At 44.5% G+C, this 10,611-nt stretch carries 14 protein-coding genes; 5 read left to right on the top strand and 9 right to left on the bottom strand.

Annotated elements, in window-relative coordinates; translation table 11 throughout:
• Nucleotides 1-26 precede the first annotated feature (26 nt).
• From psb34 to QUA07_RS06685, 3 genes are all read right to left on the bottom strand, one after another.
• Entirely contained in the window at nucleotides 27-194 is a 168-nt protein-coding gene (gene psb34, locus QUA07_RS06695) for a photosystem II assembly protein Psb34 (protein WP_106333461.1), read from the bottom strand.
• A 69-nt stretch (nucleotides 195-263) separates the two neighbouring features.
• Nucleotides 264-1,307, bottom strand: coding sequence for a thiazole synthase (locus QUA07_RS06690; protein WP_333323558.1), 1,044 nt, complete (start codon nucleotides 1,305-1,307; stop codon nucleotides 264-266).
• A complete protein-coding gene (locus QUA07_RS06685; protein WP_333323556.1) occupies nucleotides 1,282-1,800 on the bottom strand; it encodes a CdiA C-terminal domain-containing protein in 519 nt (172 codons plus the stop codon). Before QUA07_RS06685 ends, QUA07_RS06690 begins: the two co-directional genes overlap by 26 nt.
• A 45-nt stretch (nucleotides 1,801-1,845) precedes the next feature.
• Between QUA07_RS06685 and QUA07_RS06680 the strand changes: the two genes are divergently transcribed.
• A complete protein-coding gene (locus QUA07_RS06680; protein WP_333323555.1) occupies nucleotides 1,846-2,547 on the top strand; it encodes a Crp/Fnr family transcriptional regulator in 702 nt (233 codons plus the stop codon).
• A gap of 261 nt (nucleotides 2,548-2,808) precedes the next feature.
• Here QUA07_RS06680 and QUA07_RS06675 read toward each other — a convergent pair whose 3' ends face one another.
• The 5 genes from QUA07_RS06675 to QUA07_RS06655 all read right to left on the bottom strand — a co-directional run bounded on the left by QUA07_RS06675 (nucleotide 2,809) and on the right by QUA07_RS06655 (nucleotide 7,348).
• Nucleotides 2,809-3,144 carry a cupin domain-containing protein gene (locus QUA07_RS06675; RefSeq protein ID WP_333036370.1) on the bottom strand — a complete coding sequence of 112 codons (336 nt, stop codon included), beginning with the start codon at nucleotides 3,142-3,144 and terminating at the stop codon, nucleotides 2,809-2,811.
• Between the two features lie 92 nt (nucleotides 3,145-3,236).
• On the bottom strand, nucleotides 3,237-4,016 hold the full coding sequence (locus tag QUA07_RS06670; RefSeq protein WP_333323553.1) for a methyltransferase domain-containing protein: 780 nt from the start codon (nucleotides 4,014-4,016) through the stop codon (nucleotides 3,237-3,239).
• Nucleotides 4,017-4,258: 242 nt separating this feature from the next.
• Complete coding sequence (locus QUA07_RS06665; RefSeq protein WP_333323551.1) at nucleotides 4,259-5,836, bottom strand: Na+/H+ antiporter; 1,578 nt, start codon at nucleotides 5,834-5,836, stop codon at nucleotides 4,259-4,261.
• A 19-nt stretch (nucleotides 5,837-5,855) separates the two neighbouring features.
• A complete protein-coding gene (locus tag QUA07_RS06660) occupies nucleotides 5,856-6,878 on the bottom strand; it encodes a DUF389 domain-containing protein (protein ID WP_333323550.1) in 1,023 nt (340 codons plus the stop codon).
• A 251-nt stretch (nucleotides 6,879-7,129) separates the two neighbouring features.
• Nucleotides 7,130-7,348, bottom strand: coding sequence for a hypothetical protein (locus QUA07_RS06655; RefSeq protein WP_333323549.1), 219 nt, complete (start codon nucleotides 7,346-7,348; stop codon nucleotides 7,130-7,132).
• 31 nt (nucleotides 7,349-7,379) lie between these two features.
• Here QUA07_RS06655 and QUA07_RS06650 point away from each other — a divergent pair, with 31 nt between their 5' ends.
• From QUA07_RS06650 to QUA07_RS06635, 4 genes are all read left to right on the top strand, one after another.
• Nucleotides 7,380-7,796, top strand: coding sequence for an MAPEG family protein (locus tag QUA07_RS06650; RefSeq protein WP_333323547.1), 417 nt, complete (start codon nucleotides 7,380-7,382; stop codon nucleotides 7,794-7,796).
• Nucleotides 7,797-7,977: 181 nt separating this feature from the next.
• Nucleotides 7,978-8,160, top strand: a complete 183-nt coding sequence (locus tag QUA07_RS06645) for a hypothetical protein (protein ID WP_333208919.1) — start codon at nucleotides 7,978-7,980, stop codon at nucleotides 8,158-8,160.
• On the top strand, nucleotides 8,129-8,488 hold the full coding sequence (locus tag QUA07_RS06640; RefSeq protein WP_333323545.1) for a hypothetical protein: 360 nt from the start codon (nucleotides 8,129-8,131) through the stop codon (nucleotides 8,486-8,488). Before QUA07_RS06645 ends, QUA07_RS06640 begins: the two co-directional genes overlap by 32 nt.
• Nucleotides 8,489-8,524: 36 nt before the next feature.
• Nucleotides 8,525-8,698 carry a hypothetical protein gene (locus tag QUA07_RS06635; RefSeq protein WP_333086400.1) on the top strand — a complete coding sequence of 58 codons (174 nt, stop codon included), beginning with the start codon at nucleotides 8,525-8,527 and terminating at the stop codon, nucleotides 8,696-8,698.
• Nucleotides 8,699-8,832: 134 nt separating this feature from the next.
• On the opposite strand, the gene murD is transcribed toward QUA07_RS06635, so the two are convergent.
• The gene (gene murD, locus QUA07_RS06630; RefSeq protein ID WP_333323542.1) at nucleotides 8,833-10,179 is read right to left on the bottom strand and encodes a UDP-N-acetylmuramoyl-L-alanine--D-glutamate ligase; all 1,347 of its coding nucleotides are present in this window, start codon (nucleotides 10,177-10,179) and stop codon (nucleotides 8,833-8,835) included.
• Between the last annotated feature and the right edge of the window lie 432 nt (nucleotides 10,180-10,611).

Raw genomic sequence — 10,611 nt, 5'->3', positions numbered from 1 at the left:
AGCAGCTTTGAGTCTCAGGCCAGTTTTCAGACGGAGGCAGCCACGTATACCAAACCGGCGACTAACATGGCTGCTGCAATTCCCATGATGATATAGTTCCGTTGCTGGTTCTTGTTGGGAGGTACGGCTTCATACACCTTCGGCTCTTTAGCAAAGTTGTTCAGGCGTCCATCGTCATCTTTGATGTAAGGCATCAGTCACAATCCTTAATATTTTTGATGTTTACAACTGTACCAAAAAAGCGCCCAGGAAAATTCGGCCATTTATTTGGAGGTGACAGTGCCTGTTTGGGGGGAAGAGGCGATCGCATAATCTTTGATCGGCATTCTGCCTGCTAAGTACGCCATCCGCCCCGCTTCTGCTGCCATTCCCATTGCTTTTGCCATTGCCGGGGAATTTTGGGCATTGGCGATCGCGGAATTAATCAACAGTGCATCGGCTCCCATTTCCATTGCTCTGGCCGCTTCGCTGGGCGTTCCGATTCCCGCATCGACAACCACAGGAATATTTACCGTGTCAATAATTATTTGAATGTTGGCCGCATTGTTGATCCCTTGCCCTGAACCGATTGGCGAACCTAAAGGCATGACTGTCGCACAACCGACTTCTTCGAGGCGTTTTGCCAGCAAGGGATCGGCATTGATGTAGGGCAAAACGGCAAAACCTTCTTTAACTAATTGTTCTGCAGCTTCCAAAGTGCCGATCGGATCTGGCAGCAAATATTTAGCATCGGGAATCACTTCTAATTTGACAAAATTATTGTCTTCTTGCCCTAAAAGTTTCGCCATTTCCCGCCCTAAACGAGCTACTCTAATTGCCTCATCCGCAGTTTGACAACCGGCAGTATTTGGCAGCATCCAGATTTTAGTCCAATCGAGAGCCTCTGCCAATCCTTCATGGCCGGGAGCATTTGTTTGCACTCGCCGCACAGCCACGGTAACAATTTCGCACCTGCTAGCGTTGACACTTTGCTGCATTTCTGAAATACTGCGATATTTTCCCGTACCCGTCATCAAACGAGAATGAAAAGTTTTGCCGGCAATAACCAGAGGTTGATCGGAGATAGTTAGGGTTGGCGCTATGTGTCCGTGTTTTGGATCTCCAAAAATAGCATATTCTAGCCCCTTTTCCCATTCTTCTCTGCCTCCGAGCATATTTTCTAGCAGCCAACCTTCTTTATTGGTTAGTTCGTCCCGAGTTACTGCGTAGAGGATCTCTCCAACAATAATCAATCTTGCATCCCGCGGCATATTATTTTTTATACCACTATTTACGATTTCTTCAAATTCTTGAAAAACGCTGCCCATTTTCCCATTCCTCTCTAGTAATTTTTAGAACAGATTGGTTGTTAAAAACCAAAATGATAGTTTGCATGAGATGCTTAACATCCCAATATATGGCTTGCCTGATGCCTTCGTCTATCTCTCGAATGTCGTAAATTTCTATATTTACGTGAAAAATGACTGCATTTGCACTTTGATTTTTGGCTTTTCCAAACCCTTCTTGTACTCTATTTTTGAGATTACTCGACTCTTTTGTTAATTCCTTAAATTCGCAAATTTGACCGTCAACGTCAGCGTCTGGAGTTTTAGTTCCCGACGGTGCTTGTTCGCTCAAAAGTCTAACTCTCTTTCCTATTTTAGCCAAAACTTCAGCCACAAAACTTTCCGAATCATTAAGATTGTGGTGTTGGTGGACGATCACAAATCCGCCAGCTAGCTCGTCAAAATAATGCCGCCGATATTCTGGTTCTGCATTTTCGTAGATGGCTCTGCTTTGCTGGATGTATTCTGGATTCACCGTTATTGTACTCTTATTGAACTGCGAGCTAGTAGAGTTAACTGCATGAAAGCAAATGTCGAGCAACTGGCTAAAATTGGAATATTTGCCAGCTTAAACCGAACTGAATTAGAGCGATTGCAAGAACACACAGTAATTTACAGTTACCGACAGGGAGAAGTTGTGATTTATGAGGGCGATCGCATCCCCGAAAAATTATACACTCTTTTGAGCGGTTCTCTGCGGGTTGCAAAAACAGCGGCGGCGGGCAAAGAAACAATTCTCCGCACTTTATTTCAGGGAGATATTTTTGCCGCACCTGCTTTGCTAGGCAACGGCATTGCCCCCGCAACGGTGACGGCAGAAACTGATGTGGAAGTTCTTACCACAGAACGGGAAGTTTTGCTAGCAGCAATTCGAGAAAATCCTGAGATTGCCTTGCGAATATTGGCGGTGTTTAATCAGCGGTTGCAGCAACTGCACGAGACAGTGCACGGTTTGGTGTCGGAAAGGGCGATCGTGCGGCTGGCCCGGTTTATTCATTACTTTGGGGTCGAGCAAGGTACGAAGATGGCGGATAATAGTGTATGTTTAGAAAAACGTTTTCCCTACTATCAAATTGCTCGCAGCATTGGAATTACCTACGAAGAATGCGTGCGGTTGTTTAAGAAACTCAAGCCGTTTGTCTGCTACAGTCGAGGCGGTAAAATTATTGTATTGGATTGGGAAAGATTGGAGGATATCGCCTCTGGAGATGAAATAGACTAAATGTTAAAATCCCAATTCTTGGAGTGCGGGTTTCAAAAACACTATTTGACTGCTAAGCTGTTACGCATTTAAATTGGAAATTCGGGACAGGCTAGAAGCCCGTCCCACAAGAGTTTTATTGATTTTTGACACACAGTTTAAATGTAGAAAAGCTTACTCACTATATAAAACCGCCCCCACAATCTGTGAATCGGGGCGGGTTTATGAGATTATTGATTTTAGGCAAGTATGAAACCCGCCCCCCAAGCAATATTGCGGAAATTAATTGACCTCAGAAAGTGTCAAAATAAACGCCAAATTTTCTTCGGCTTTCAAAGCGTGAAGAGCTTGACCGGGCATGAAGACAAATACCCCCGGTTCCAAAACAATATCCTTGCCTTCCAAAGTCAAAATACCCTTTCCTTCTATGACATTAACTGTGGCATTCCGTGCCGAAGAGTGTTCCGAAATTTCCGTTCCGGCAGCCAGACAAAATAAACTGTACTGACAATTCTTGTCTTTGACTAAAATTTTGTTCAGGACTCCGGCGGCGGGATATTCAATTGCGTCTCGGAGTTGGATTGCTGAAGATTGTAGCGGTAAAAGAGTCGTAGTCATAGTTTTTGACAATTAATTAATTTGGTCACAAGTCTCGAATTTATCAGTGGCTTCACTTTCTTCTATCGAAAATCAAAAATCGATTGAGTCGGTTAAGATTGTTTTTTGGCAGAGATAACGATGTAGCCTAGATCCTGTTGGTAATGCTGGAAAACTCGACGCATTGCTAAGATACGATCGCGAATTTGCGATCGACTTAATATATTCCACACAATCCGCACAGTACCCACAAACCCTTCATCTTGCAGCATTCGCGACAAATTTAGGAGGCCCATCGCCCCGGTTTGAGACTTTTCTACTTGCAAACCCGCGTTTTGGTAAACAGCAATCCAGCCAGACTCAGACAAAGGCGTTGAATTAGCCCGAGTCACTTCTGATAAAGCTTTTTGAATTTCTGATTCTCGGTTTCTAGCTAAAAGTTCGTGAGAGAGAAACTTGCCGCCTGGTTTTAGCCGAGCGCAAATTCCCGATACAATTTTAGCTTTCCCTGACGGCGACTGCATTGTCAGGATAGCTTCAGCCAACACCCAATCAAACTGTTGAGAAATCCGATCCAAGTGAAAAATATCTCCTTCCACAATTTCCACTCGATCGCTCAAACCGGCTGCTGCAACATTAGCACGAGCGCGGGCCACACTGTCGGGATTTTTCTCAACTCCCACTACTTTTACGCCAAAACGTTCAGCCAGGGCGATCGAACTATATCCAAAACTAGCAGCCAACTCCAAAACAGTCTCCCCAGGCTGAAAATCCGCCCATTCAAATAACTGTTCCGTAGCAAGTTTCCCCCCCGGCCTCAACATTTTCTTACCCGCCGCGGCCAGAACTTCATGTCCGGGTGCAGTCTTAAAATTGAGAGCAGTATTGGTCATTAAATTGACCTCCTATTTAACCTTACTCTCAGTATGCCAAATTCTGCAGAATCTTTCTATGATCTAGCTCATATTCAAATTATCGTAGGCTGATTAACCCTACAATATCAGGAATTATACCATGTCCGCCCCTCAACAATTCGGACTGTTTTTGATTGCCCACAATGGTTTCAGTCGAAAGCCCAAAACCCGTACTCGTTGTAGTAGAACTTATTTCTGTTAATCCTGCCAACGAATTCGCTTTAAGAAACAATTGTCTCATGCCGCTCTTTAAAACATTGCTGCAACACAGAAACAGGCAGCTCATTCAATTGACCAGCTCGCACAAATTCAGCATAAGTATCAGCCTCTATAGCCTCCAAATCCCCTTCGAGTTTGTCGATAGTCATCTGCTGCAGTTCAGGAGATTGATCGTACATTTGATTGATTTCTGCTTGCAGCAAGTTTAATTTTTCTTGAAGCTGACTCACGAGATGATTAGAAAACTCAGGCTCGATTTTACGATCGCCCGATACATCAGATAGATACTTGAGAACCCGGTTGAGAGCAACACGTTGGGCGATCGCCCTCAGATACTGCTGACGCAACTCCTGGTTGCTCAACAACCCCAATTTTTCCAGCAGGGCCTTGGTGGTTAAACCTTGTACTAGCAGCGTAAATAAAACTACGCCAAAAACGATCCCAATAATTTTTTCCCGTTCGGGGAAAACCTCCGGCACGCTCAAAGCTAAAGCAATTGAGACAGAACCCCGCAATCCTCCCCACCAAATCACTGTTCTATCGGCTAATGAAATTTCTGATTTTGCCAACCTATTGCTCAACCATCCTAAACCAAAAATAGCGATCGCTCGCGTCACAAACATCGCCGCCACAGTTATGGCAATCACTCCTAAATTCGCTTGCAAACCAGCAAAACTAATCCGATCGCCAATCAGCAGGAACATGATCGAATTTACAAAAAACGCCACAAAATCCCAAAATTGTGTTACCGCCAGTCTGGTACTGGGCTGCATACCTATCTGAGAGCCGAAATTGCCAAATATCAAGCCCATCACCACCACACCAATCACCCCAGAACCGCCTAAATCCTCCACAATTATATAAGTGCCGTAGGCAGAAACTAAGGTTAACGATTGCTCCACCAAAGGTAAATCAAACCGTTGGGTGAGATAGGATATCCCAAAACCGATCGCACTCCCAACAGTAATCCCAATTCCCACAAAAGCTAAGAAACGCCCCACCAGAAATGGGATGCCAACTTCATCCGTCCCTAAAGAGAATCCCACCAAAAAACTAAAGGCAACAACAGCAATGCCATCATTAAATAAACTCTCTCCCTCCACCAGCAAAGCTAGGCGTTTTTCAACTCCCAGTTCCCGGAACAATGCAATTACTGAAACTGGATCTGTAGCAGATATACTAGCTCCTACCAACAGGGCGATTGCTAAAGAAACTCCAGCTATTTGGTTGAGAGCAAAAGCCACGCCAGCAACAGAAACAACAACACCCAAAACCGCATAAAGAGCGATCGGCACTAAATCCCGCTTGAGTTTAGACCATTCCAGATTCCAAGCAGCTTCAAACAAAAGAGGCGGCAAAAAAATCAACAGAATCAGTTCGGGCGAGAGCGACACCAATCGCACATCTATAAAAGCCAAACCCAACCCGACAATTACTAAAAGCAGCGTGTAGGGAATTTGGCGCAACCAGCCCCATATTTGTGGCAGTATCGCCACACTTAAGGAGACTAATAGCACTAAAAGAAATTGCTTCAGATTGCCCTCGATAGTCGCTTCGTTAATTAGAGTTTCTGGGGTCATATAATTAGGAATAAAATAGTTAAGGCTTCGGTTTCGAGCGGGACTTATTCAGCATCGATCGCCGCACTTCTTCAACTTGACTCACTTGAAAAATTAAGGTAAATGGTTGACCCATTTCTTTTTCAACAAATGCTTCTAAAAGCTGCACCTGTTTGGGTGTCAAAGCTTCGCTGCTGCGAACAATCAGACGCACTTCCGGCGGTTTCATCAACCAGTTAGTATCAGTTTTAATCAGTTCCACCCGTTGAAAAGTGATAGTTCGGTTAAGCAACGCCCGCTTCAGGCTGGCTTCGAGTTGAGCTTGCTCGATCAATTCTGCAAAACTCACCCCCAAAGGAATTACAAGTATAGCCGTCAATCCTAGCGCCCACAAGAGGGCTTTACCGGCGCGATGCAGGGGCGTGTAGCCGGCCATTAAAGAGGTTAGCATACAGGAGAGAGTAATCCCCAGCAAATTAGTAAGATACAGGAGGCTTGCTCCCAAACTGAGCGACCAATTAGCTTGAGATAAGCCTAAACCTATAACACAAATTGGCGGCATGAGAGCCACGGCGATCGCAGTTCCCGCCAGAGTAGCAGAAACTTTGGGCTGAACTTTCGCATAACCACTGATTCCCCCAGCGGCGATCGCAATTCCTAAGTCTAGTAATGTAGGTTTAGAACGAGCTAGAACTTCGCTCCCATAGCCGGGAAGTTGTACCAACGCTCCCAAAAAACAAGCTAGAAAAATTGCTAGCACCGTCCCAACTGCTAATGCAATTAAACCTTTGCGGAAGAGGATAACGTTACCTTCTACCGCTCCAAATGCTAACCCTCGGATTGGCAACATCAGAGGCGCGATTATCATAGCACCGATGATGACGGCGGCACTGTTGGCAAGCAGTCCAAAGGTAGCGATTATACAGGAGCCGAGAATTAAGACAAGATAGTTAATATCTAGGGTTGATTCTTCCAACAAGTCAACTCGTATTTGCTTTAAATGCTCTCGAGGAATCCTGCTCCTGGTGAAATATTTAAGACTGTCTCGAATATTGTTGAGCAAAATAATCTCCTTAAGTTGGGGACTTGTATCCGTATGCAGGTAAGGTCAGTCGATTTTAGATTTTAGATTTTAGATTTCAAATTTTAGATTTTAAATTTACTCCACTGATAAATCTGGTAGCTGGAACAAAAGTCTAAAATTTGGGGCTACCCAGTCGATTTTACATTTTAGATTTACTCCAGCGATTTTAGATTTTAGATTTTAGATTTTAAATTTACTCCACAGATGAATCTAGGAGCTTGAACTAGGGTCTAAAATTTGGGGTGACTCACGAGAAGAGTCGGGGGCTTGTCTCCCTGTGCAGGTGCAGTCAAAAGAATCAAAATCCCAGCCAGCAAGTTTTCGAGGATGTCCCAGAATCCGAAAGCAATTGTCGCGTCGCTAATAGCCACCAGTTGAATCACATTCCGTGCATGGAATGACGGGAGGGCGATGAATAACGCGATCGACAATAATTGATTTATAATCAAGATATATACTCCACCCCAATAATACCGAATCATGCTCTCAGAAGCAAACGCCACACTTTGGCCTAGTCTAATTACTGTTTCAGCATTAATTCTCTACTTCGTTGTTACCATCAACGTCGGCAGAGCTAGATTCAAATACAAAGTTTCTCCCCCGCAGATGACAGGAAACCAAGACTTTGAGCGAGTGGTGCGAGTTCAGCAAAATACCTTAGAGCAAATGATTCTATTTTTGCCCTCGCTGTGGCTGTTCTCGCAATTTATCAGCCCAATTTGGGGCGCAGGTATCGGCGCAGTTTGGATAATTGGACGCATTTTGTTTGCTTGGGGTTACTATCAAGCTGCTGAAAAAAGAGCGGCAGGATTTGGCATTAGCACCTTAGCTACTTTAGCTCTGCTTGGTGGTTCCTTAACAGGCATAATTATGTCGCTGCTGAAGGTTGGAGCGTAAATTCTGATCGACATAATTGTTTTTCTACTCGTTTCCAGGCTCAGCGTGGTAACGCAGATCCGGAGGCTCTGCCTCCAATTTTCCTGCTGAAAAAGCGAGGCAGAGCCTCTCGACAGCGGTTCCCTGGCTCTGCCAGGGAACCAGTTAAATCCAAGTCTTTCAATTACTTTCAGGAGTAAATATGTCAGAAACCAACAAACCCGTATTTGAAATTAACCCGCAACTTTTTCAGCAGCTTGTCGAGTGGCAAGAAAAACTTGAACAAGAAGATGAATTAGTAAGCGAGTCAGAAGACGAGAAACCACTTGAGGTAAAAAATCCTCCTGACAGTTATGAACAGCATTCTCAAACAGATAATTTCTAGCTGGTGGCTAGCAGCATCTTTTGCATTTCCGGCTGCTGTCTCGGCTCAATCGCTGACAGCCAGCCAAATTCAGCAAGTCAATAGCGGTTTGTTTCGTTCTAACTCTCAAGATTTCTTTCAGCAAGGAAATCGGCAACTGGAAAGGGAAATCGCAACTTTGTTGCAAAAAAAAGTCACTTCCGAAGGCAAGATTCTGGAGATTAATGAAAAATTGCTCTCTCAGCTTTGCAGCCAAGTTAAAATAAATTCGCACAATTTTGACACAGTAAATGCTGCTAATATTGCTGATTTTAAGGCAAAATTAACAGATAGTTGCAGGCAAAATTAAAATAAAAGTGAGGTAAAAATCCAAGTTTTAGTGTAGATGGATAAAGAAGGAATGACCACGTTGAAACTAGCCATGCTAAAAGCGCAAACTGCCGCTCAATTGGCGGCAATAATTATTGATTACACTCATGAGGAAATGATGCTAGTTTTTTATGAGCTAGAATGGGAACAACAGGCGAAAATTAAGGATATTTGGAAGACGGTTAGTTAAAGTAGGCGGAAATCAGATGTTTTAATTTTTAACCGCAGATGTAAGCCGATAGACGCGGATGAACGCAGATTGAATTTGGTTAGTGTTCGCTGTGTATAACAATCTTAATTTGTACACAGCGAACAATGAAATATCTAAACTAGGGATTCGAGGCATAATTGGCGGAAATGATCGCCTCGTTGCTCGAAGTTTTGGTATTGATCGAAGCTAGCACAAGCTGGCGAAAGCAGCACGACTTTAGCGTTGTTCTGTTTGCCTAATTCTGCGGCTCGCGGGATTGCTCGTTCCATTGTTTCGACTATTTCCCAAGCGTTGTAATTTGCTTGTTTGAGCCGATCGGCAAAAATACCTGCCGCATCCCCAATTAGCAACACCCCAGCAGCTTTCGCCTTGATTGTATCAATCCAAGCGCGATCGTCCCCTTCTTTGGCGTCACCGCCCGCAATTAAAATCGCCGGTGGGCTCACAGAAGCTAACCCGACTTGCGCGGCGTCATAATTAGTAGCTTTGCTGTCGTTGATGAAATCTATGCCTTCCCAAGTGCAGATGTGTTCGAGGCGGTGCGAAACTCCGGGGAATTTAGCGATCGCCTGGGCGATCGCACTTTTATCTATTCCCGCTAAATTAGCCGCAGCCACCGCCATTAACAAATTCTGCAAATTGTGTTCTCCCACCATCCGCAAAGAATCAGCAGGCAGAATTTTCTCGCTTTGAGCTATTACCCAACCATCTTGAATATAGGCTCCAAAATCTGTATTTCCCAACAGTTCTTTTTCACCTTTGACACTCGTCCAACACGCATCCGGCCAAACGTCAACTCCTTGCTGGCGCAAACAAGGATCGTCGCCGTTAATTACTTGCAATTCAGACTTTTTGAGCAAATGTGCTTTAATGTTGTAGTAATTTTCTAACGTTTTGTGGCGGCTGAGGTGATCCGGCGTCAAAGTCGTCAAAACTCCGATTCGCGGCGCTACAAATGGCGAGGATTCTATCTGATAGCTGCTGATTTCTGCAATTACCCAATCCGGCGGTTTTTCTGCTAAAGCTAATTCGCACGCAGCATAGCCAATATTGCCGCAAGCGGGAGCGTAAAGCCCGGCCTCTGCAAAAATAGCAGCAATTAAAGCAGTAGTAGTAGTTTTGCCGTTAGTGCCGGTAATTCCCACCCAAGGAGATTTGAGGTAACGCCACGCGAGAGCCATTTCTCCGATTGTTTCAATGCCTAACTCTCTGGCGCGCACTAAGGCTGGACTGTCCCAGGGAACGCCAGGACTTACTACTATTAATTCTATCGATTCGACTGGTTCAAAGGATTTACCTAACTCAACGTTAATTCCTTCGTTAGCAAATTCCTGTTGCTGTTCGAGCAAGTTTGGGGAAGATGAGCGATCGCTCAGCGTTACTTCCCATCCTTCGCGTTTGAGCAGTCTGGCGGCGGCAATTCCTGATTTTCCTAGTCCAATGATATGAGCTATCGGCATAAGTTGTGTGTGTGATGGAGCGAATTTCCCTGGTTTTATAAGTTTATATTTTAACCTTGAATTGGTTATTGACTATTGGCCATTTTGCTTATTTTTTAAGAGAGCGATCGAACTCTGCTGAGACTCGCGCGGTTCGGAAACAATCCTAATAGATGTACTACTTTTATTGGTAAGCTTTAATGTTATTTCGATCCCGATTTTTAACAAGTAGGTTTCTCAAGTTGGTTTGCCTACAGGCCCCCTCGTTTTCCCCCAGGCCCGCCAGGGGTTGAAAACCCCTGTCTAACAGCTAAAGTCAGTTAAAACTGACTGAAAAGTATGGTATGTCAGGGTTTCAGTCCTCAGAGCGAGGACTTTCGCTTTGAGACGGGGGTTTCAACCCCTGGCGGACTGAAAAGTATGTTATGTCAGGGTTTCAGTCCTCAGAGCGAG

Origin of the sequence: Microcoleus sp. T3_A4 (assembly GCF_036700465.1) — a bacterium.
Lineage (GTDB): Bacteria > Cyanobacteriota > Cyanobacteriia > Cyanobacteriales > Microcoleaceae > Microcoleus.
This window is presented reverse-complemented; position numbering and strand designations above follow the sequence as displayed.

What these genes read in the sequence shown, in the direction of transcription:
- psb34 (WP_106333461.1), bottom strand. Translation starts at nt 194, where the DNA reads ATGCCTTACATCAAAGATGACGATGGACGCCTGAACAACTTTGCTAAA.
- QUA07_RS06690 (WP_333323558.1), bottom strand. Translation starts at nt 1,307, where the DNA reads ATGGGCAGCGTTTTTCAAGAATTTGAAGAAATCGTAAATAGTGGTATA.
- QUA07_RS06680 (WP_333323555.1), top strand. Translation starts at nt 1,846, where the DNA reads ATGAAAGCAAATGTCGAGCAACTGGCTAAAATTGGAATATTTGCCAGC.
- QUA07_RS06675 (WP_333036370.1), bottom strand. Translation starts at nt 3,144, where the DNA reads ATGACTACGACTCTTTTACCGCTACAATCTTCAGCAATCCAACTCCGA.
- QUA07_RS06670 (WP_333323553.1), bottom strand. Translation starts at nt 4,016, where the DNA reads ATGACCAATACTGCTCTCAATTTTAAGACTGCACCCGGACATGAAGTT.
- QUA07_RS06665 (WP_333323551.1), bottom strand. Translation starts at nt 5,836, where the DNA reads ATGACCCCAGAAACTCTAATTAACGAAGCGACTATCGAGGGCAATCTG.
- QUA07_RS06650 (WP_333323547.1), top strand. Translation starts at nt 7,380, where the DNA reads ATGCTCTCAGAAGCAAACGCCACACTTTGGCCTAGTCTAATTACTGTT.
- QUA07_RS06645 (WP_333208919.1), top strand. Translation starts at nt 7,978, where the DNA reads ATGTCAGAAACCAACAAACCCGTATTTGAAATTAACCCGCAACTTTTT.
- QUA07_RS06640 (WP_333323545.1), top strand. Translation starts at nt 8,129, where the DNA reads ATGAACAGCATTCTCAAACAGATAATTTCTAGCTGGTGGCTAGCAGCA.
- QUA07_RS06635 (WP_333086400.1), top strand. Translation starts at nt 8,525, where the DNA reads ATGGATAAAGAAGGAATGACCACGTTGAAACTAGCCATGCTAAAAGCG.
- murD (WP_333323542.1), bottom strand. Translation starts at nt 10,179, where the DNA reads ATGCCGATAGCTCATATCATTGGACTAGGAAAATCAGGAATTGCCGCC.